Below are 22,312 nucleotides of genomic sequence, written 5' to 3'. Positions count from 1 at the left end.
TCGGTTGCATACAATATTATCATTGTATGCAAGACAATTAAACTATTGTATGCAAATTAATAGAAAGAAGGCGCTTTGCGAATGCCTATTAATTCATTTGATGCGTATCCTATGAGTTGGAAGCCAGATATTAGTAATAGCACGGCTCCATTATATATAGCCATTGCACAACAGCTAGAGCTAGACATTAAAGAAGGAAGGCTAACGCCAGGAACAAAATTGCCACCGCAACGCGAATTAGCAGATTTTTTAGATGTGAATTTAAGCACGATTACACGTGCATTTAAGCTCTGTGGACAAAAGGGATTAATATATGCCTCGATTGGTAGTGGCACATTTGTTTCAACGGATGCAGCTAGCAATAAAATTTTATTACCATCAAACCGTACGACACCGATCATTGAAATGGGCTCCGTACTACCAGATAACTTTGTCAATGAGGACATTACTCGTTATATGAAAAAAATGGTAGGTGAACCTAGCTTTCCTAAACTATTTCAATATGGGCGACCTGAGGGTAACGCTTGGCAAAATGAGGCCGTGCTCAAGCTCTTCGAATTGGTAAATTTTCAAACAGATCAGCCCATTTTGCTTGGAGCTGGTGGACAAAATGCCATTGTTGGAACACTTGCGGCATTATTCCAGCCAGGCGATCGAATTGGGACAGATCCTATTACTTACGCTGGGGTGAAAACTGCTGCCAATATGCTAGGTATTCAGCTTGTCGCTATACAACAATGCCAGGGTGAGATGACAAAAGAAGGACTGCTGTATGCTTGTAAAAATGAACATATTAAAGGCATTTATGTCATCCCTGATTTTCATAATCCAACTACACATACGATGTCGGTAGAAACAAGAAAAATGATCGCAGAAGTAGCAAGACAGAGAAATTTGCTTGTCATTGAGGATGCAATTTATAGCTTTCTTAAGGAAAATCCATATGCTCCGATTGCTTCCTATGCACCAGAAAAAGTGATCTATATTGCTAGTCTGTCGAAAACAATCTCACCAGGGCTGCGACTATCCTTTATCGTCACACCTCCTGCATTTCGTAAAAAAATAATGGAAACTCTCTATAATATCAATATATCAGTCTCTCCAATTATGCTAGAGCTTGCAGCAAGATTGATACATGAAGGAGTTGCTCAAACCATATTGGAAAAACATCGAGCATATGCAAAACAACAAAATGCACTTGTTAATCATTATTTAGCAGAGTATCACATTTTAGGTGACGAGGAATGTATTTTCAGATGGCTCCTATTGCCAGACAAATTCACAGGCGTACAATTTGAATTGCTGGCCTCAAAAGCGGGTGTACAGGTCTATGCTGCAGAACGCTTCGCAGTCGGCAATGCAAAGCCAGTGAATGCTGTGCGTATGGCTATAGCAGCTCCAGAGTATCAGTTGGAGCAAGCATTAATCATCTTAAAGGATATTCTCGAAAGTAATGGTGACTATACATTTGTTGATTAATCGTCTTTAAGTCATACGAAGAGGTATAGAGATATTAATGAAGAGTGCGTGATTCTTAGGTGGGCAAGTCTATTGCAATTGTAGGAAACCTAAAATTTTAAGTGCGCTAGGCATTACATAACTATGACTATCCATGAGGAAAAACATAAAAGTCCGTAGACAAACTCTTAAAATGTTAAGTTTGTCTACAGACTCGTTTATGTATTGACAGTCAAACTTATAAATCTAGCCTATAATAATATTCATGAGTTGTCATGTCCCCTGTAAAAGTGTTTACTTTCCTAGTAAACGTAAACCCATAAGATGTATATAATTTTTTCGATTTGCTCATACATAAAGAAACTTATTAAAACCTCATCATTATAAGGGGACATAGGATGCATATTTGAAGAATACACAGATTCCGTTAAAGATACAGCATTACTACATATAAATTCTTCGTACAATGTAAGTTGCCATTTTTATTACTTGTTAACTCACAAACCTCCATATAATTTTTTTGGTGATTTCACTAATTGAACTTACCATGCTAACTCCTTCTATATTCAAATTTGTTTAGGTGAGACAAAAATATTTTTTGTTCGTATTCATACATATCTCTTTTAATGTTTTAAAAAATAGGAGGAGTAACAGAAAATAATACAACTGCCACTGTATTAGAATTATTTTCCCATTTATGCTTCAAATTTGCTGGTATTTTCACACTATCACCAACTTCTAAAAGATATTCTTCCTCACCCAAATAAATTTTTATGCTTCCTTCTATAATAACTGCTATTTCCTCGCCTCTATGATCCAAAAGTTTCTCTGAAGAAGACGTATAGGGTGGAACGGTCAAAATGGCTGACGCCAAATTACCTGTGAAATCGGGTGATAATAACTCATAGGACAAGTTATCTACAATCATTTTCTTACGTTTATTGGATCTCACTATTAAAGCCTCAGTGTTTGTTTCTTCCATAAAAAAGCTAAATGTTGGAACATCTAAAGTTTTTGCTAAGACTTTTAATGTTTGAATGGATGGATTCGCTAGACCCCGTTCAATTTGGCTTAACATGGAAGGGGTAATGCCAGCTAAAGCTGCTAATTCTCTATTAGTCAAATCCTTCATTTTTCTGTATTTCTCAACTTTCTTCCCAATATCAATATTCTCCATTTTGAAACTCCTATCATATGAATTAAAAATTATTTAACATTATTAAATTTTATTTAACGGGAACAGCAAATGTGTTAAACTTTATTAAATATTATTTAATTATATTTTATAACTAGAACTACTACAAGAAAAATGGGGGGATCAGCTAGATGATGAAAAAAGATAAACAAATATGGAAAGAACAATATCCAATATTCGATAAGCTTACAGTAATGGAGGAAGTATTTTGGATAAATCCGAATATGGAGATTTTCCAATCAGGAATTAAAAAATCCCCTCTGAACGAAGCGGATGTAAGGGATGCGGAGGAAAGGTTGGTACGCTTCGCTCCATATATAGCGAAGGTTTTTCCTGAAACGGAAGGAACAGCGGGAATGATTGAATCTCCTCTAGTGGATGTTCCTGCCATGAAGCAATCATTACAGAATACTTTTCAGCAGCCAATTTTAGGTGATTTATTACTGAAATGTGATAGTCATCTTCCTATATCTGGATCTATCAAAGCTAGAGGGGGGATTTATGAAATTCTCAAACATGCAGAGAATTTGGCTATTCAACATAATTTGTTAACGGTCGATGATGATTATTCAATTTTGGCTAGTGAGAAGTTCCGATCTTTCTTCTCACACTATTCTATTGCAGTAGGCTCAACTGGGAATCTAGGACTGAGTATTGGTATTATAAGCTCAAAATTAGGCTTTAATGTGACGGTTCACATGTCAGCAGATGCTAAGCAATGGAAAAAGGACTTGCTCAGAAATAGTCATGTCACTGTTATTGAATATGAAGCTGATTATAGTAAAGCAGTAGAAGAAGGTCGAATTCAGGCAGAAAAGGACCCAACATGCTATTTTGTGGATGATGAAAATTCACATGATTTATTTTTAGGCTATGCAGTAGCTGCGTCACGCTTAAAAAAACAATTAGATGATCTGAATATAATGATAGATAAACACCATCCTTTAATGGTTTACCTTCCATGCGGTGTAGGTGGCGGTCCAGGGGGGATAGCTTTTGGCTTGAAGCTATTGTTTGAAGATAATGTTCACTGTTTCTTTGCTGAACCTACTCACTCTCCTTGTATGCTACTCGGTTTAATGACAGGACTGCATGATCAGGTTTCTGTGCAAGAGATTGGCATTGATAATGTAACAGAGGCAGATGGACTTGCTGTAGGAAGACCCTCTGGATTTGTTGGTAAGACTATAGAACCTTTTTTAAGTGGTAATTTTACTGTTAGCGATGAACAATTGTATAGGTTACTTAAGGACCTTGTCGATACTGAAGGCATTTATTTAGAACCATCAGCACTAGCTGGTATGTTAGGACCAATAAAATTATATAAAGAGGGCACTGATTATTTAAGCAAGCTTCATTTAACAGAACAATTAATGAAAAACAGTACACATATTATTTGGGGAACTGGGGGGAGCATGGTTCCGGAAGATATCATGAATCAATATTATCAAAAAGGTTTGAAGTTGGCGCTAGAAAACAAAATTGATGGATCAGACATAGTTTCTCGATAAAAAAAGTGCTGGGCCTTTTCTATATAAATAAGCAATTTTTTGCAACTGAACATGGCGATCGCTATGTCCAGTTGCTTTTTTTAGATTTATTTGGACAAGAGTCGGTAGATTGTTGTCCTGTTTTGATGATAGCGCTGGCTGAACAGGTACATGTATCTATAAATTCTGAAATTTTAGAAAAAATAAATAACTGTATTGACAACTTTGCCCAAAATCAATATGATTAAAAAAATAAAACATTTACTTTATTTTTGTTTTATTTTAAAGTAAATACTTCAAAAAGGGTGGGTAAAATAATGAAAATCTTGATAGGCGAAATTGCACATGAGACAAACACGTTTGCTAATGAGAAAACAACTGTTGAGTCGTTTAAGGAATGGGAATGGATTCATGGCGACGAGATCCTACAGAAACATCGTAAAGTAAGAGATTACTTAGGTGGAATGATGGAACGTGCTGAAGAAACAGGAGTAGAAATAATTCCTTTATTTTCAGCATTTGCCATGCCTTCTGGAGTTATAACAAAAGAAACCTACAACGTGCTTCTTCAGGAGTTAACGAATTCAATTAAAGCTGTGAAAGAGTATGATGCCATTTGTCTTGCACTTCATGGTGCTGGTGTCGCGGAAGACGTTGATGATCTTGAAGGCGGTATATTATCCGCTATTAGAGAAGTTGTCGGGTATAAAATTCCTGTTGTCGTCACGCTAGACCTACACGGAAATATAACGGATCAGATGGTTCAAGAAGCAGATGTCCTATTGGGCGTTAATTTTTACCCACATGTTGATTGTTTTGAAAGAGGAATCGAGGCAATCGATATTACCCGAAAAATTCTTTCAGGTGAGCTTCAACCAAAAATGAGCCTAAAAAAACTCCCACTTATGATTCCTACATCTACTACAAATTTACCACCAGCAAAAAATATCAATGAACTGTGCTGGGCACATGAAGTAAATGAAAAAATTATTGATTGCACATTCTTTCATGGCTTTCCTTACACGAATATACCTGAAGTTGGAGTTTCGGTGGTGACCGTCACTAATAATGATCAGGAGCTTGCAGATCAAACTGCAGAAGAAATCGCTTTGGAGATTTGGAATACAAAAGAGATGTTTTTTCCAGACATTATTAATCCAGATGAAGGAATTAAAAGAGCACTAAAAATAGAAGGAAAGCCAATTGTCATTAACGAAACTTCAGACAATCCTGGAGGGGGTACGCCAGGTGATGGAACTCATCTACTTTCAGCCATGATAGAGGCAAATCTTGAAAATGCTTGTTTCAGTTTTATTTATGACCCGGAAGTAGTGAATATTGCTCATAATAGTGGAGTAGGAGCAACAATCGATGTATTACTAGGTGGCAAAACAGATGATTTACATGGAAAACCGCTCAAGGTAACTGCTTATGTTAAAACTCTAGCAGATGGCCGATTTATCCAGTCTTCTCAAATGGGAAAAGGTGCAAAAGTAAATTATGGTAAGTCTGCAAGATTAGTAGTTGGCGATATTGATATTGTTGTTTGTTCTAAAAGGTCGCAAACACTGGATGAACAAATCTTTTTATTACACGGGATTGATATTAGGTCATACAAAATTGTCGCTTTAAAATCAAGTCAGCATTTCCGTGCCGGATTTGAACCCTTAGCCCATACAATCATTACCGTTGACTCACCTGGGTTATCAAGTTTTAACCTGTTTTCTTTTGAACATTCAAGACTTGCAAAAGAAGTTTATCCTTTTAAAAAAGATGTTGAATTTTTACAGAAAGATAAAGTTAAGTAAAGAGGAGGATGAAGGTGAAAAAGAAAACCAGCGGAATTAAATTAATCGTTATGGTAATGATCATGGTTATTTTAGCAGGCTGTACCCCAAATTCAAATGAACAAAGTTCTGGAAATGGCGATAGCAAATCAAAGAATACATTAGTCATCTCTTCTGTTCGTGAGCCGGATACAATTGATGTCCATAAAACAACTTGGGTTGATAATTCAACTGCTAATATTTATGACACATTGTTAAAAAGAGACCTGGAGGGAAATATAATACCTGGTCTTGCTGAAAAATATGATATTTCAGATGACGGTAAGATTTGGACTTTTTATTTAGATGAAAATGTCACGTTCCATTTTGGGGAACCGCTTACTGCTGAAGCGGTTAAAAAGTCATTTGAAAGGTTCCTAGAGTATTCTGCCGTCAAGTTTTTAGCTGGACCAGTGGACAAAATGGAAGTTGATGGGCAAAAATTAATGATTTATTTCACAGAGCCTTTTGCACCTTTTGCCAGTGGATTAACTACCGCCTATTTAGCACCGATGGATCCTAAGGCACTTGATGATTACGGTGAGGATTTTGGAAAAAATCCTTCAGCTTCAGGAATATTTAAATTTGAGGAAAGAGTACGTGGATCTTCTATTACTTATATGAAAAATGAGGATTATAATTGGGGCCCACCATTTGTAGACAATAAGGGCGCACCTGGTTTTGATAAATATGAATTCCGATTCATTACGGATGACGATACGAGGGTACTAGAATTTAAAAAAGGTACCACGCAAATTATGACTAATGTGCCCCCGAATTATATTAAAGACCTCGAAACAACAGAGGGTGTGAAAATTGATCGTATGTTCGAACAAGGCATAACTTACTTAGGCTTCAATAATAAAAAACCAATGTTCCAAGACAAACGTGTTAGGCAAGCTATCGCACTTGGTATCAATCGGGATCCACTCGTAGAATTTGCTTTGGAAGGTTATGCAAAACCACTTTTTGGTCCACTGCCTCAAAGCATCCCTGGATATAGTGAGAAAGTTGAAGGAGAGGCAGCACAAAAATACACGCAAAATGTGGAAAAAGCTAAATCGTTACTCGAAGAAGCTGGGTGGAAGGATACAAATGGAGATGGCATTGTAGAGAAGGACGGAAAGCCTTTCTCATTTGAAATATGGTTATCTGATGAACCAGTTATGCAAAGAATTGTTCAAATTCTTCAAGGCCAATTAAAAGAGATTGGTATTGTAGTTAATATTTCTGTTCAAGAGCCAGCATCCATTAGTGCAAACACACCAAAGGGATTACATGATGCCATTCTAAATACGTACGGATGGTCAGATCCAGATATCTTATATATGCTTTTTGGAAAAGGAAGTTCATTAAGAATGCATTACGAACCTGAAGAATTACACAATTTACTCACTAAAGCACGTCAAACGATGGATATGGAAGTGCGGATGAAGATTTATGAGGAAGCACAGCAATTCCTTGTGGAAGAGTCTCCTTGGGTTCCGTTATTTGTACGTGAAAATGTAACCGCTTACCGTGACATTAATGGATTTAAACAAAATCCTTACTCACAATCAATTATTTTCAATGATATCACTTCAAAATAAAAATTAACCTGTAAAGTTAGGGACCGCTCATCGCTAACTGCCTTATTAAAAGGGGGGATTAAAACTTGTCTAAATATATTTTGAATCGAACTCTTTCAATGGTTATTACTCTAATTGGTGTATCAATTTTAGTCTTTTTGATGATGCATCTCATACCGGGTGATCCCGTAACTTATATTCTAGGAGACTTTGCTTCAGAAGAGGCCATAGTGGAAATGAAAAAGACTTTAGGGTTAGATCAACCGCTTTTTATTCAATACATTGATTACATTAAAAATGTGTTGCAAGGGAACTTAGGGACTTCCTATATTACGGGTTTGACAGTGGGTGAAGAGATTGTGGCTCGCTTTCCAATTACAGTACAACTAGCACTTTATAGTTTAATCATTGGAGCCGTCATTGGAATTTTAATGGGTATTTTAGCAGCAGTGAAACAAAACACAATCTTTGACCAACTAGCTATGGTGATTTCCTTAATAGGAATATCTGCACCAGGTTTTTGGATAGCATTATTCTTAATTTGGATGTTTTCCTACCAATTCAATATTTTCCCTATTTCTGGATATCAAGGGTTTTACTCGTTAATTTTGCCATCTATAACACTGGGTTTAGGCTCAGCTGGCAATATAGCAAGAATGACGAGGTCTAGCATGCTTGAAGTTATTAAACAAGATTTTATGAGAACGGCTCAAGCTAAAGGACTTGCCATGATTCCTATGATTTTTAAGCATGCCCTCCAAAATGCGATGATCCCAGTTATTACTTTAATTGGTCTACAGTTTGGTTTTCTATTAGCAGGTGCAGTAGTCATAGAAACGGTATTTGCACTACCGGGGTTAGGGAGTTTTTCTATTGAAGCCATTACTAAAAGGGATTTGCCAACAGTACAAGGGTTAGTTCTATTTATGGCATTTCTTTTTATTATAACTAATATGATCGTGGATCTCGTTTACAGTCTAATAGATCCTCGTATTGAGTATTAGAAAGGGAGGCAAGTATTTTGAGTAGTTCAGCTCCTAAACTTACAGATTCAGAAACTAAATTCAATCCGCCTCACAATAAAGATTCTGAAGCAAAGTCTAAAACTTACTGGTCAGTCGTGGGGAAAAGAATAATAACTAACAAAAGTGCTGTTAGTGGGGCCTTTATCTTATTGTTCTTCGTATCAATTTCCTTACTTGCTCCTTGGATAGCTCCACATCCAGTTGACGTAATGAATTTCGAACAAAGGTTTTTACCTCCAGGAGGACAATATTTTTTAGGGACAGATGATTTTGGGAGGGATATATTTTCAAGAATATTATATGGTGGTCGGGTTTCCTTAATGATGGGGCTTGTTGCAGTGCTAATCGCAGGTGTTATCGGTGTCATTTTAGGAGTGATAGCAGGCTATTATCGTAAATTTGATATTTATATTATGCAGGTTATGGATATTTTACTGGCTTTTCCTTCACTCCTTCTTGCCATCGCTATTATTGCTGTACTTGGGGTCGGATTAACGAACGCGATGATCGCAGTCGCAATTTCGGCAATACCTTCGTATGTAAGGGTAGTTCGAGGATCGGTTTTATCAATAAGAGAAAAAGAATATATAGAGGCAGTTAAGGCCCTTGGAGTTTCAGATTTTAAAATCATTGTAAAGCACGTATTTCCAAACGTCTTATCACCCGTAATTGTTTTATCCAGCTTACAATTTGGAACTAGTATTCTAGTAGCTGCAGCGTTAAGTTTCTTGGGGCTCGGTGCTCAGCCTCCAACTCCTGAATGGGGTTCGATGGCTTACGTCGGGAAAGCTTTTTTAGGGCAGGCTTGGTGGATGTCCCTTTTCCCAGGTATGGCCATTATGTTAGTCGTCCTTGGTTTTAATCTGCTAGGTGATGGATTACGTGACGCATTAGATCCAAGGCAAAAATAACTGCTTGGGAGTGAAAAATATGGGAATAAAAGATGAAGCGCTTCTGAGAGTGGAAGACCTTTCTATTAAATTTAAAACGGGGAAGAAAGATTTTGTCAATGCAGTGAGTCAGGTGAACTTTACTATTAATAAAGGTGAAACACTTGCTTTGGTAGGAGAATCTGGATGTGGAAAAAGCGTTACGTCCCTTTCAATCATGAGATTAATAGCAAATGGTGTTGGTGAAATTGAAGGGAAAATTCTTTTTAAAGATATGGATTTTAATCAAATATCTGAAAAGAAAATGCGTTCGATTCGAGGGAAAGACGTTTCAATGATATTTCAGGAGCCTATGACATCCTTAAATCCTGTTCATAGAATTGGCAGGCAAATTAGTGAGGTTCTTAAGCTTCATACAGATGCCTCAGGAGATGAGTTAAAAAAGCAAACGGTAGATATATTAAAAAAGGTTGGAATTCCACGTCCGGAAAAAATTGTTAACGAATATCCCCATCAACTTTCTGGCGGAATGAGACAAAGGATCATGATTGCAATGGCGATGGCGTGTAATCCTAGCCTATTAATTGCTGATGAGCCGACAACAGCATTAGATGTAACTATACAAGCCCAGATTTTAGATTTAATGAATGATCTCAAAACTAACTACGATACAGCCATATTATTAATCACGCATGATTTAGGTGTTGTAGCAGAAATGGCTGATCGGGTTATGGTGATGTATTATGGACAAATTGTTGAAGAAGCCCATGTGAAAACGATCTATAAAAATCCACAACATCCTTATACAATTGGTCTATTAAATTCTATTCCTAGTCTTGAAGATGAACAGGATAAGCTGAAACCAATCGAAGGCAATGTACCTAATATCGGAGAAGTAACGAAAGGATGTCCTTTCTTTTCTCGGTGCACCCAAGCTCATTTAAAATGTTTTGAAAGCAACCCACCTCTCATAAAAACGAATAACGAACACTCTGTTAGATGTTGGCTATATAGTAAGGAGGAGGCATTCGCATGAGTGAAGTATTGCTAGAAGTTCAAAATCTAAAAACCTATTTTCCAATCAATAAACGTTTTTTTTCAAAAAATAAAGACTATGTGAAAGCTGTTGATGGCGTTACTTTCAAGCTATTTAAAGGAGAAACATTAGGAATTGTTGGAGAAAGCGGCTGTGGCAAGTCTACAACTGGTAGAAGTATTTTAAAATTAATTGAACCAACAAGTGGTAACATCCTATTTGAAGGCAAAGATGTTCTAAGCTTGAGCAAGCAGGAATTGAGAAAGCTCAGGAAACAAATGCAAATTGTTTTCCAAGATCCATTTGCTTCTTTAAATCCTCGTCTACGAATATCTTCTATTTTAGAAGAAGCACTATTAACACATGGAATAGGAGCGACTAAAAAAGAAAGAAGACAGAAAGTAATAGAGATTTTGCAAATGGTGGGGTTAGGTGCTTTTCATGCAGATCGTTATCCTCATGAATTTAGTGGAGGGCAAAGACAAAGAATTGGTATCGCCCGAGCAATCGCGGTTGGACCGTCACTTATCGTAGCAGATGAGCCAGTTTCTGCCCTAGATGTATCTGTACAGGCACAAATACTTAACCTTTTTCAAAGCCTCCAAAAAGAATTAGGACTAACTTATATTTTTATTGCTCATGATTTAAGTGTTGTAAAACACATTAGTGACAGAATTGGGGTCATGTATCTAGGGAGAATGGTAGAGTTTGCCGATAAAAATCAATTGTTTGCTGAACCGCTTCACCCATATACAAAATCCCTTATGTCTTCTGTTCCAGTCCCAAATCCTGAAAGTAAAAAAAAAGACCGGATCATTTTAACTGGTGATGTTCCAAATCCGGTAAATCCTCCTCTTGGTTGTACTTTCCATCCGCGGTGCTTCGCGTGTATGGAGGTTTGTAGGACAAAAAAACCTCGAAACATAGAAGTTAAACCGGGACATTTTGTAGCTTGTCACTTGTTTGAACCAGAAAGAACGGAAGTAAGAGACCAAAAGTAATTTTATATAAAAAGGAAGGTATTACTAAATGGATATAAATAAAATTTCGTTACAAAGAATTAAATTACCCTTAAAATCTTCGTTTGAAACTAGCTTCGGTAAAGTGACTGAAAAGGATATTATCATCGTTAAGGTTCATGGTGGAGATAAAGTTGGCTTTGCTGAAAGTGTCGCGATGCCTTTTCCTATATACAATGAAGAGACTACAGGTACAGTATGGCACATGCTTGAAACTTACTTGATTCCAAAGCTATTAGAAAATGAAATTAAAGAGCCCAAAGATTTCTCAGAATTGTTTTCCTATATACGTAGAAATAACATGGCAAAGGCAGCACTTGAAATGGCCATTTGGGATTTATATAGCAAGCAAAAAGGGCAAACGCTATCTACTACACTAGGAGGTAAACGATCAGAGATTGAAGTGGGCGTAAGTATTGGAATTGAAAATAACATAGAAACTCTATTAAACAAGGTGGCAGGCTTTTTAGAGGATGGCTACAAAAAGATTAAAGTGAAAATAAAACCTGGCTGGGACATTAAACCTTTAGAGGCTATTCGGAAAAAGTTTGGAGAACAAATTCCACTAATGGCTGATGCTAATTCTTGCTACAGTTTGAATGATTTACAACTATTACAAGAATTAGATCAGTTTAATTTAATGATGGTGGAACAGCCGTTAGCTCATGACGACATTATAGATCACGCAAAATTACAAAAATTATTAACAACACCTATCTGTCTAGATGAAAGTATTCATTCATTAGAAGATGCAAGAAAGGCAATTGAAATTAATGCATGTAAAATTATTAATATTAAGGTTGGTCGTGTAGGAGGGCTATTCGAAGCAATTCGAATGCATAATCTGTGCGAGGAAAAAAATATCCCAGTTTGGTGTGGTGGAATGCTTGAAGCTGGTATAGGTAGGGCTCATAACATCGCAATCGCTTCATTAAGTAACTTTAGTATTCCGGGTGATACATCTGCTTCAAGTCGTTATTTTGATAAAGATATCATTTTACCAGAAGTAAAGCTTTCAAAGGCTGGCACTATTATTGTTCCAGAACAACCTGGAATTGGTTTTGAGGTTAATCAGGAATTCATTAATCAACTTACAGTGACCCAGAAAGAGTTTATTAGAGATAAAATAAAGTTCTACTAAATGATTTTCAAGTTGATTTTATTTCATGGTGTCTGGAGGGATTTACCAATGGTTTTCATACAGCCAATCATCTATAAAAGTATTATAAGTTTAAAGGAAATACAAGATGTAGTTAGTTTTCAAGAGGATATCTGGGATAAAGATGTAGTAACGCCTCTTCCGCAGCTTGTTGCTGCAACTCACAATGGTGGAAACATCGTTGGAGCGTTTAAAGAAGGTGAATTAATTGGGTTTTCATACGGTTTTTCGGGCTTTAAGAATGGGAAAAAATATTTAATTTCTCATATGACTGGCGTCCATAGTAAGTACCGTAATTATGGGATAGGCTTACAGCTAAAACTTAAGCAAAGGGAGTGGGCAGTGGAATACGGCTATCAAAAAATTGTATGGACTTTTGATCCTTTAGAAGCCAAAAATGCATACTTTAATCTTAATAAGCTAGGAGCTTATTCTCAAACGTACTTTCCTTCTTATTATGGTGAAATGAGCGATAAACTGAATAAAGGTCTACCTTCTGATCGTTTTTTAGTAGAATGGGATATTTGTTCGAGCCGAGTAGCGAATGCACTTACCGGTGTACTCAAAAAGGATACATTGGTTAATCACTATAAGTCTCTGCTGTCATATAGTGATAGTAGAAATATCCCATATCCCAATGAGAGAGAATCGATTAAGAATGAAGACGGATATTTAATACCTGTTCCAGCTAATTTTCAGATTTTGAAACAAGAGGATTTTGAAGCGGCGAAGGCTTGGAGGTATAAGTTGAGAGATGCAGTAAATGATGCTTTCTCAAAAGGTTTTGTAGTAACCGGAATGTTAAAAAAAAATTTAGCTAACATTCATTTTTATGTTATTGAAAATAAATCCATGGAGCCCCTATATGATTGAACAAATCAATAATTGGGTTGATGAGAATAAAGAGCTAATAAAATCAACATATCATCATTTTCATTGTAATGCGGAAATTAGTTGGAAAGAAAAAGAGACAACGGATTACTTATGTAAGCAATTCGAATATTTGAAAATACCTTTTGAGAGGTTTGAGGAGCATACCGGAGTTGTTGGATATTGGGGAAATGAAAAACTTGGTCCAACCATTGGAATTAGAGCAGACATTGATGCGTTATGGCAGCTGGTCGACGGTGAATGGAAAGCCAATCATTCCTGTGGTCATGATGCTCATATGACAATGGTTCTTCATACTATTTCTTGTCTAAAGAAATTAGGTTTTCAACCAAGGGGGCTTATTAAAATTATTTTTCAGCCAGCTGAGGAATCCGGTTTAGGAGCTAAGGCTCTAATTGATAGAGGCGTTATGGATGATGTTGATTGTTTACTAGGGATACATGTACGTCCCATTCAAGAATTAAAATTTGGCCAAGCATCTCCTGCCATCTATCATGGCGCGACAACACTATTGAAAGGGAAGATCCATGGAATTCAAGCTCATGGTTCACGACCAAATCTAGGAATAAATGTTGTTGATTCACTTGGAGCCATTATTCAGGCTGTTAACTCAGTTAAAACAGATCCGACATTATCCTCATCTGTCAAAATAACCATGGTTCAGGCCGGTGGAAACAATATTAATATCATTCCCGATTATGCTGAATTTGGCATTGATGTCCGTGCACAACAGAACTATGTTATGGAAGATTTACTTAAAAAGGTAGAAAATGCGGTTCTTTCTTCGGGCTCAGCAAATGGGGCAATAGTTGAAATAGAGACACTAGCATCGATGATTGCTGCGGAACCTAGTTCACAACTTGAGGAACTAGTGGGAGAAGCTATTATTGAAGCTCTAGGGAATGACGCAATCGCTGCTCCAGTCATTACTCCTGGAGGGGAAGATTTCCATTTTTATAAAAAGTATTTTCCTCATATTAAAGCTACAATGATTGGACTTGGAACCGATTTACAACCTGGACTGCACCATCCTCATATGAATTTTAACTTAGATGCTTTGCAAAATGGTGTAAAAATTCTTGCTATGACTACCATTAAATTATTTAAACCATAGTATTAGTGAAAATTAGTAGAAGAGACTAGATTAGAATATTGCGAAAATATTTTTCTGAAGAATTGCAATAGTGAAATATCTATTATTAATAAGGAGTGATAAAAGATGTTAAGAACTACAGTGCCAGAAGATATTTATAACTTTGAATGGCCAAGCAATCCTGTCATTTCTCCTGATGGACAACAGGTAGTTTATGAAAGAACCATAGCTGTGAAAGAAAATAATTACGAAACACATTTATATTTAAGCGATGTAGAAGGAAAAACACGAAGAGTTTTAACATCCTCAGGCACAAGGAACGTCAATCCTATCTGGTCACCCGATGGAAAAACCATAGCATTTATCTCGGACCGTGCTTACGGAATGCAGGCATGGCTGTTATCTCTCGATGGTGGAGAGGCCCGGTGTCTGACAAAGTTTCGTCAAGGAATTAGCTCAATAGTATGGGCTCCTAACGGTAAAACGATATATGGATTGGTACCTGTAATTGTACATTCGGAACTAGAAACCTTTCATGAAAATGCAACAATTCATGAAGCAAAGAGTGAGAAGGAACAAGAGGATAAGTTATGGAGAGATGGGGCTAAACGCTATCATCATCTATATTACAAAAATGATGGAACTGGGTTTCATAAACCGTACAAACGTCAAATTGTTGCTATTCATATAGATACTGGAACATTCGTTTTGATAACAAAAGGAATAAATGAAGTTCATCAGCCTGACGTGTCACCAGATGGAGAATATATCGTGTTCAGTTCAAACGCAGAAAATGAAAATTTTCTTTTTGGAGGAAAGGTTTATCGAGTTTCTTCTTCCGGAGGAGATGCGGAGTTGCTATACAGTGATACGGAAGCAAGCTCACCTTCTTACTCACCTGATGGAAAGTGGATAGCGTTTTTTGGCAACCATGCAGAACAGAAGGAATTATTAGTCATACCTTCAGAGGGAGGGGATGTTAGATCTTTAAGCAAAAAATATCAAGACACCCTCCTTGATATGACTTTTACAGATATGCGTAATCTCAGATATGCACTTCGCCCTCAATGGTCTAATAATAGTAGGTATATTTATGCGCTTAGTACCCATGAAGGAAGAAATGAAATTGTTAGATTCTCGAATGATAAAAATGACGATCATCCGGTAATTATTGCTGGTGGAGACCGTACTATTTTTCATTTTTCATTTGATGGAGAAGAGACGATTAGTATGGCCTATTCGACAGTCAATCATCCTGGGAGGATATCAGCCATTAGAATTGATGAAACGAATACAGCCGACTGTAATTATCGGTATCCAACAGAAGCTTTTCCTCAATTACATGTACCCATTTTCCCTGAAACTGAAGTTCGTCTGGATGACTGCAACGACAAGTTATTATCCGAACTCATCGTAGTTGAACCTGAGGTTTTTTCCTATAAATCTGTTGATAACTGGTATATGCAAGGTTTTATTTTAAAACCCGCTAACTTTGATCCTGAGAAAAAATATCCTGTTCTATTAGATATTCATGGAGGACCACATTCTGCTTATGGTTTCACATATTTTCATCAATTGCAATTATTCGCTGCGCGAGGTTATGCAGTTATCTATACGAACCCACGAGGAAGCTCAGGATTCGGTGTAGAATTTACCAATGCTGTACATGGTGATTATGGTGGAAAGGATATGAATGATATTTTGAACGGACTGGACTTTGCCTTACAAAAAAATCGATATCTTGATAAAAATAGGGTAACCGTTAATGGAATTAGCTATGGTGGATTCATGGTAAATTGGCTCATCTCTCACACCGATAGATTTTTTGCAGCAGTTTCTGAAGGCTGTATTTCGAATTGGATTTCCATGTATGGCACAAGCGATATAGCACCATATTTTATTGATCAGGAGTTTCTTGGAAAGACAGATTTGGAGAATCTTTGGAAATTCTCTCCTCTTGCCTATGTAGATAATGTAAAAACGCCACTTCTACTTCTACACAATGAAGATGATTTACGATGTCCAATAGAGCAGGCAGAACAGTTTTATTCCCATATTAAGCGTCGAGGAGGAGAAGTAGAACTGGTTCGTATTCCACAATCAAGTCATGGGCTCCTCCAATACGGCAAACCCGAATTAAGAATAGCTAGGTTGAATTCAATGCTCGATTTTATAAACAGACATTTACCTGTAGAAAATTTTTCGAACTTGATAACGACTGAGAATCAATAATGTGAGGATAATAGTTAGATCATCGATTCGATCTACATTATTATATACAACTACTCTAAAGGAGGAAAAGAAATGAAAGTAGATGTGAATTTAAAAGCATTTGAAGAGGCTGGTCAAAAGATAACGGAAAAACATAAGATTCCTGGTACTTCTGTTGCAATTGCTGAAGCTGGGGAGATTCTTTACCATAAAGGATTTGGCTTCCGTAATGTAGCCGATGGACTACCTGTAACTGAAAATACAGTTTTTGGTATTGGTTCGATAACAAAATCATTTACTTGTGTGGCTATTATGCAACTGCAGGAAGTCGGTAAATTGAATGTGCATGATCCTGTTAGTAAATACTTGCCTGAATTCAACGTTAAAAATAAAGAGGCTATCAAAGATATCACTATTCATCACTTTATGACTCACACAGCAGGATTGCCTCCAATGTCTTCGTTATTTTATGCAATGAAAAGGTCACTAGATCTTGACCCAACTGTAAAAAATTATCCAGGTTTAAATATTAATGTTGAAGATCACGGACCAATTGACACTTATGAGCAACTTATGCAGTTTATTGATGAACAAGATATTGAATTATTGGGTGCACCTGGTACACATTTTAGTTATTCCAATGAATCATATGCCTTATTAGGAACAATCATCGAACGAATCAGTGGAAAAAGTTATGAACAATATATATATGATCATATCCTCACACCTTGTGGTATGGAAAACAGCTATTTCACAATTGAGGAGTACGCTGATTATGAAAATATCACCACTTGCTATACAGAGGACAAAAGCGATGGAACAAAACACGTTTTGGCTGCACCAATTTGGTGGGATTCTACTTCAATGCGAGCAGCAGGCTTTTTGAAATCTACAGCTAGAGACATGTTATTGTATGCAGAAATTTTCCGTAATGCTGGTGTAGTAGATGGTAAGCAAATATTATCAGAAGAAAGTGTAAAAGAAATGACTAAACCCCATATTCAATTACAACCTGGAAGATTCTATGGGTACGGTTTTATGATTACTCCCGATTATTTTGGCACTACTCTTATTGAACATGGTGGAGGGCTCAAGGGAATTTCAGCTCAATTAAGTATTTTACCTGAAAAAGGGGTTACAGGTGTTGTATTAACTAACTTGGCAGGTGTACCTGCTGCCCGAATTATGCAACTTGCATTTAATGCTTTGAGTGAAAGGGAGGTAGACGCCAATCACCTTACCTTTGAAGAATATGATATTTCAGAAGAACGACTTCAACAGTATCAAGGAGAATATCAATCGAATGAAGGGACGAAAGTGTGCATTAAAATCAAGGAAGGAAACCCAGTTCTACTCTCACAAAATGTAGAGATACCAATAACTTTTGTGAGCGATAACATGTTTATAGCATATTTTAATGACTTTACAGAAATAGCTGAGATACTAGTGGATGATAATAGTGAAGCATACGGAATATCATATCATTTTAGACAATTCCCTAAAGTTTCCGTAAATATACCACTTAACTAGTGAGTTCCAAGGTTTTCATATTGAACTCCTTATGTAGAAATTTGAGAGGATGTTGATGATGGGATTACAGGAGAGTTTGGAAAAAATTATACAAGAAGCTACTGGGACATTCGGGGTTTATGTGAAACATCTGGAATCTGGAGAGACTGCTGCAATAAATGAGAATCGTTTATTTCAAGCTGCAAGTGTTTTTAAGATTCCTATTTTGGCCACTTTATATCGTGATGTTCAAATGGGGAAGGTCGAACTAAAAGAACATATTAGGTTGGAAGAAGAGGATTTAGTCAATGGATCAGGTATATTTAAGGAGTTAATTCCTGGAATCGACGTTACGATAAAAAATTTAGCGACTATGATGATAATTGTTAGTGATAATGTGGGAACAGATAAGTTATTGAGTATTTTAGGGAAAGAAAATGTAAATCAATATATGAAAGAAATTGGACTAAGCAATACTTACATTCGTCTCAGCTGCTGGGAGCTTCTTTGCTCTTGTGTGGGATTACCTCCACAAAAATTCTCAATGGACACTTATAATGACATTAACCGTCGATTTAAAAATGGTGAAATTGATCATCATTCAATTGTATTTAAAGAAAGTCATGCAAACAATGTAACAACCGCAGCTGATATGGCACTTTTATTAGAAAAAATGGCAAATAAGCAATTAATCTCTGAAAAAGCTTGTCATGATATGTTTGAAATCCTTGCCAAGCAACAATTTCGAAGTAGAATACCTTATTTATTACCTCAAAATACAGTTGTTGCTCATAAAACTGGCACCATTGCAAGTGTTGTCAATGATTCAGGGATAGTCCAGCTACCTGATAATAAAGGTAATTTTATCATTTCAGTATTTTCTATAGGAAATAATACTGAAGCAGAAGGTGCTAGTATCATATCTAAATTATCGAGAGTTGCTTATAATCATTTTCTTAATAAAGTAACCGTTTAGCTTTTAAACCAAAAGGCTATTAATAATTTATCAAATATAATCGGTTATGAAAAAATATACAACTATAACATAACTCATAGCTAAATGGTATGATGATGTTACAACTAGTAAGTTATTTTCTTGTTGAAAATCAATTAATGTTGGGGTATTCACACTAAATATATTTATAGTGAATGCCCTAGAATCTAAGGTTGAAAGGTTACACGGGTTAGGGATATGCTAAAAATATGAAACTGAAATTATACATAAAACTCACAATAAAGGTTCGTGTAATTACCAAATTACCTACGTAATAGATTGAATGTTTGTACTATAGTAATTGTTCATTGGATACATTACACCGACAGATAAAAGTATAAAACTTGGAGCTCATTATCTCTAAGTGATTTAGTGGTTTTTTAAATATAAAAGTGATGCATACTGAATAATAAAATGGGAGTTTTTTTAGTCATCAACCATTTACTGAACCTGTATTAAATAAGTTACATACCTAGATTAACTCATTGGAAGGGCTGGCTGTATGGATAATTATAATGAAAGAATTAGAAAACAATTTAATGAACTAACAAAAAGACAGAAATTAGTTGCAAAATATATTGTTGACTTTCCGAAAGAGGTTGCATTTCAAACATCGAAGCAGCTAGGTATTGCAAGTGAAACAAGCGATACAACGGTGATTAGGTTATCATATGCTCTTGGGTATTCTGGATTTAGCGAATTGCAAAAAGAAATTCAAGCTACTTTATTAGAAGATTCTTCACCCATTTCAGATCCAATTGAAGGGCTTCGATCTACGTCCAAGTCTTTAAAAGATACAAATTTAATTCAACATGTAATCGAGAAAGATACTTCGTATATACGTGCAACGTTAGAACAAATAGATTACACCCAGTATAAAAAAGCTATAGATCTTTTAATTAGTTCTGAAAAGAGAATCGTCATAGGCTTCCGTTCCTCATATGGTCCTGCTAACTGGCTATCGTTTAGTCTCAATGTTGTTGTAGGAAATACGTTTTTATATCGTGGAGAAATAGAGGATTCTAATTATTTATTATCCTTAATCGATGAAAAGACATTATTGGTGGCTATTTCTTTTCCTCGATATTCAAAAGAAACGAATGCATTTGTCAAAGCAGCAAAGAAAAAAGGGGCACAAGTGATAGGCATAACAGACGATGAATTGTCGCCATTAGGGCTTCTTTCGGACATTTTGTTTAAGGTGGTTGCTCCTTCTCCTATTTCTCTAAAAGGTGCTACACCAACCTTTGCACTACTTAATCTACTAATAACAGGAATAGCAGCTTCTGATGAAATAAAGGTTCAAAAGCGGATGGAAGATTACGACCAAACAAGTGATGATTTCTCACCATTTACTAATCAGTAATAAGGGAGCTCATCGGATAGATTCTAATAGGATAGGTAACCAAAATAAAAGGTTTTTTTGATGTCACTTGATTTCCGAGAGTATACATCAAAAGAACCTTTTTATTTTATTGTGAAACCTATAAAAACATGCTTTGCTTAGACGGTAGATTAAGTGTGAAAGGACTCATATATGATAAAATATAGCTAACATTAAAATCAACGTGAGGTGAACGAAATTGCATAAAGGAAGAATCATTTTACATATTGACCTTAATTGCTTTTATGCCTCAGTGGAACAAATTTACGATCCCTCATTAAAGGGAAAACCTATAGCCATTGCAGGTAATCCAAAAGAACGTAGAGGGATTGTTATTACGTGTAGCTATGAAGCTAGAAAAAGTGGTGTATATACAACCATGAATGTCGGTGAGGCCAGAAGAAAATGCCCAGAGTTAATTGTGCTACCTCCAAATTTTGAACGATATAGAGCTGCTTCAAAATCTTTTTTTGGATTACTGAAAGAGTATAGTGAAATACTTCAACCCGTTTCTATAGATGAAGGATATATACAATTGCCTATAATCGAAGGACAAAATGTATTAGAACATGTACATGGTATACAAGATAGAATTTGGAACGAACTACAATTGCCTTGTTCAATCGGCATTGCACCCAATAAGTTTTTAGCAAAAATGGCCAGTGAAATGAGAAAGCCGATGGGCATTACAATATTACGTAAACGTGATGTCCCTTCAGTTTTGTGGCCATTGAATGTTAAAGAGATGCATGGAATCGGGAAAAGCACAGCAGAAAAACTGAAAGAGTTAGGTATACAAACGATTGGAGAATTAGCTGCGGCTGATGAATACACATTAAAACAGAAGTTTGGCATCAATGGACTTCGCTTGAAACAGAAGGCCAATGGCGAGGATGACCGACCTGTTGATCCAGAAGCAATATATGATACGAAGAGTGTAGGGAATTCGACAACATTATCTCATGATACGACTGACCGAGATGAATTATATAAAATAATGACAACTCTTTCTGAAAAGGTAGCAGAAAGATTAAAGGCTAAAAAGCTCGCAGGAGTGACTGTGAGTATTATCATCCGTACAGCTTCTTGGGAAACGTATACACGGAGTAAATCAGTCAATAACGCCATATTTTCAAAAGAGGATATAGTTGAACAGGCGTGGAATCTGTTTAATAAAAACTGGAATGAGGAGCCTGTTCGATTATTGGGTGTGACTATTTCCAATGTAAGTGACATTAAAGAGATGACTCAGCAGCTAACTTTTTTTGATTTTGAAGATCATATTAAAGACGAACCCATTATTAAATTGGTAGATCAAATTGAACAGAAATTTGGAAAAGGTGTCATTTTAAGAGGTTCTGATATTGTAAAACCAGCAGGGAAGCATCAAGCAAACACGAGTTTTAGTAAGGACTTTTGGGATGATCATTTGTAAATGATTCCATTTTGACAGGTTTGAGGCAATTAATTTCCGTATCGAGAAAGACATACGTTAACAATTGCCCAGGAAATACAAAAAACCAGACATTCAATCAATCTCAAACAAGCTTTTGAGAAGCTAAAC

The 22,312-nt window shown here is 36.2% G+C and carries 17 protein-coding genes; 16 read left to right on the top strand and 1 reads right to left on the bottom strand.

The features are described 5' to 3' along the window. The first annotated feature begins 81 nt into the window (after positions 1 to 81). Positions 82 to 1,479, top strand: a complete 1,398-nt coding sequence (locus MKX57_RS14795; RefSeq protein ID WP_090002576.1) for a PLP-dependent aminotransferase family protein — start codon at positions 82 to 84, stop codon at positions 1,477 to 1,479. 610 nt (positions 1,480 to 2,089) lie between these two features. Here MKX57_RS14795 and MKX57_RS14790 read toward each other — a convergent pair. Continuing rightward, positions 2,090 to 2,635 carry an XRE family transcriptional regulator gene (locus tag MKX57_RS14790; protein ID WP_089986283.1) on the bottom strand — a complete coding sequence of 182 codons (546 nt, stop codon included), beginning with the start codon at positions 2,633 to 2,635 and terminating at the stop codon, positions 2,090 to 2,092. Between the two features lie 152 nt (positions 2,636 to 2,787). On the opposite strand from MKX57_RS14790, the gene MKX57_RS14785 reads away from it, so the two are divergent. From MKX57_RS14785 to MKX57_RS14715, 15 genes are all read left to right on the top strand, one after another. Further along, complete coding sequence (locus tag MKX57_RS14785; RefSeq protein ID WP_107922546.1) at positions 2,788 to 4,164, top strand: D-serine ammonia-lyase; 1,377 nt, start codon at positions 2,788 to 2,790, stop codon at positions 4,162 to 4,164. A 296-nt stretch (positions 4,165 to 4,460) separates the two neighbouring features. Beyond that, a complete protein-coding gene (locus tag MKX57_RS14780) occupies positions 4,461 to 5,951 on the top strand; it encodes a M81 family metallopeptidase (protein ID WP_089986284.1) in 1,491 nt (496 codons plus the stop codon). 8 nt (positions 5,952 to 5,959) lie between these two features. Then, on the top strand, positions 5,960 to 7,558 hold the full coding sequence (locus tag MKX57_RS14775; RefSeq protein WP_342550385.1) for an ABC transporter substrate-binding protein: 1,599 nt from the start codon (positions 5,960 to 5,962) through the stop codon (positions 7,556 to 7,558). A 65-nt stretch (positions 7,559 to 7,623) separates the two neighbouring features. Beyond that, the gene (locus tag MKX57_RS14770) at positions 7,624 to 8,541 is read left to right on the top strand and encodes an ABC transporter permease (RefSeq protein ID WP_342550384.1); all 918 of its coding nucleotides are present in this window, start codon (positions 7,624 to 7,626) and stop codon (positions 8,539 to 8,541) included. 17 nt (positions 8,542 to 8,558) lie between these two features. Next, complete coding sequence (locus tag MKX57_RS14765; protein WP_008178216.1) at positions 8,559 to 9,473, top strand: ABC transporter permease; 915 nt, start codon at positions 8,559 to 8,561, stop codon at positions 9,471 to 9,473. 19 nt (positions 9,474 to 9,492) lie between these two features. Continuing rightward, positions 9,493 to 10,488 carry an ABC transporter ATP-binding protein gene (locus tag MKX57_RS14760; RefSeq protein ID WP_239355190.1) on the top strand — a complete coding sequence of 332 codons (996 nt, stop codon included), beginning with the start codon at positions 9,493 to 9,495 and terminating at the stop codon, positions 10,486 to 10,488. Then, positions 10,485 to 11,489 carry a dipeptide ABC transporter ATP-binding protein gene (locus MKX57_RS14755; protein WP_171365113.1) on the top strand — a complete coding sequence of 335 codons (1,005 nt, stop codon included), beginning with the start codon at positions 10,485 to 10,487 and terminating at the stop codon, positions 11,487 to 11,489. The genes MKX57_RS14760 and MKX57_RS14755 overlap by 4 nt, the downstream gene beginning before the upstream one ends. Positions 11,490 to 11,517: 28 nt before the next feature. Next, positions 11,518 to 12,648, top strand: a complete 1,131-nt coding sequence (menC, locus tag MKX57_RS14750) for an o-succinylbenzoate synthase (RefSeq protein ID WP_342550383.1) — start codon at positions 11,518 to 11,520, stop codon at positions 12,646 to 12,648. Positions 12,649 to 12,696: 48 nt separating this feature from the next. Further along, complete coding sequence (locus tag MKX57_RS14745) at positions 12,697 to 13,539, top strand: GNAT family N-acetyltransferase (protein WP_342550382.1); 843 nt, start codon at positions 12,697 to 12,699, stop codon at positions 13,537 to 13,539. Beyond that, on the top strand, positions 13,532 to 14,671 hold the full coding sequence (locus tag MKX57_RS14740) for a M20 peptidase aminoacylase family protein (protein ID WP_008178227.1): 1,140 nt from the start codon (positions 13,532 to 13,534) through the stop codon (positions 14,669 to 14,671). The genes MKX57_RS14745 and MKX57_RS14740 overlap by 8 nt, the downstream gene beginning before the upstream one ends. A 105-nt stretch (positions 14,672 to 14,776) precedes the next feature. Continuing rightward, entirely contained in the window at positions 14,777 to 16,882 is a 2,106-nt protein-coding gene (locus tag MKX57_RS14735; protein WP_342550381.1) for a S9 family peptidase, read from the top strand. A gap of 72 nt (positions 16,883 to 16,954) precedes the next feature. Next, a complete protein-coding gene (locus MKX57_RS14730) occupies positions 16,955 to 18,391 on the top strand; it encodes a serine hydrolase domain-containing protein (protein ID WP_342550380.1) in 1,437 nt (478 codons plus the stop codon). 55 nt (positions 18,392 to 18,446) lie between these two features. Further along, on the top strand, positions 18,447 to 19,346 hold the full coding sequence (locus MKX57_RS14725; protein WP_342529856.1) for a serine hydrolase: 900 nt from the start codon (positions 18,447 to 18,449) through the stop codon (positions 19,344 to 19,346). A gap of 520 nt (positions 19,347 to 19,866) precedes the next feature. Then, on the top strand, positions 19,867 to 20,730 hold the full coding sequence (locus MKX57_RS14720; RefSeq protein WP_008178234.1) for a MurR/RpiR family transcriptional regulator: 864 nt from the start codon (positions 19,867 to 19,869) through the stop codon (positions 20,728 to 20,730). A 217-nt stretch (positions 20,731 to 20,947) separates the two neighbouring features. Continuing rightward, on the top strand, positions 20,948 to 22,183 hold the full coding sequence (locus tag MKX57_RS14715) for a DNA polymerase IV (RefSeq protein WP_089986293.1): 1,236 nt from the start codon (positions 20,948 to 20,950) through the stop codon (positions 22,181 to 22,183). Positions 22,184 to 22,312 lie beyond the last annotated feature (129 nt).

Origin of the sequence: Lysinibacillus sp. FSL M8-0216, from assembly GCF_038595555.1 — a bacterium.
GTDB classification, from domain to species: domain Bacteria; phylum Bacillota; class Bacilli; order Bacillales_A; family Planococcaceae; genus Lysinibacillus; species Lysinibacillus fusiformis.
This window is presented reverse-complemented; position numbering and strand designations above follow the sequence as displayed.

Excerpts from the sequence above, each read along its gene's own strand:
- MKX57_RS14795 (WP_090002576.1), top strand. The coding sequence starts at position 82 with ATGCCTATTAATTCATTTGATGCGTATCCTATGAGTTGGAAGCCAGAT.
- MKX57_RS14790 (WP_089986283.1), bottom strand. The coding sequence starts at position 2,635 with ATGGAGAATATTGATATTGGGAAGAAAGTTGAGAAATACAGAAAAATG.
- MKX57_RS14785 (WP_107922546.1), top strand. The coding sequence starts at position 2,788 with ATGAAAAAAGATAAACAAATATGGAAAGAACAATATCCAATATTCGAT.
- MKX57_RS14780 (WP_089986284.1), top strand. The coding sequence starts at position 4,461 with ATGAAAATCTTGATAGGCGAAATTGCACATGAGACAAACACGTTTGCT.
- MKX57_RS14775 (WP_342550385.1), top strand. The coding sequence starts at position 5,960 with ATGAAGGTGAAAAAGAAAACCAGCGGAATTAAATTAATCGTTATGGTA.
- MKX57_RS14760 (WP_239355190.1), top strand. The coding sequence starts at position 9,493 with ATGGGAATAAAAGATGAAGCGCTTCTGAGAGTGGAAGACCTTTCTATT.
- MKX57_RS14755 (WP_171365113.1), top strand. The coding sequence starts at position 10,485 with ATGAGTGAAGTATTGCTAGAAGTTCAAAATCTAAAAACCTATTTTCCA.
- menC (WP_342550383.1), top strand. The coding sequence starts at position 11,518 with ATGGATATAAATAAAATTTCGTTACAAAGAATTAAATTACCCTTAAAA.
- MKX57_RS14745 (WP_342550382.1), top strand. The coding sequence starts at position 12,697 with ATGGTTTTCATACAGCCAATCATCTATAAAAGTATTATAAGTTTAAAG.
- MKX57_RS14740 (WP_008178227.1), top strand. The coding sequence starts at position 13,532 with ATGATTGAACAAATCAATAATTGGGTTGATGAGAATAAAGAGCTAATA.
- MKX57_RS14735 (WP_342550381.1), top strand. The coding sequence starts at position 14,777 with ATGTTAAGAACTACAGTGCCAGAAGATATTTATAACTTTGAATGGCCA.
- MKX57_RS14730 (WP_342550380.1), top strand. The coding sequence starts at position 16,955 with ATGAAAGTAGATGTGAATTTAAAAGCATTTGAAGAGGCTGGTCAAAAG.
- MKX57_RS14725 (WP_342529856.1), top strand. The coding sequence starts at position 18,447 with ATGATGGGATTACAGGAGAGTTTGGAAAAAATTATACAAGAAGCTACT.
- MKX57_RS14720 (WP_008178234.1), top strand. The coding sequence starts at position 19,867 with ATGGATAATTATAATGAAAGAATTAGAAAACAATTTAATGAACTAACA.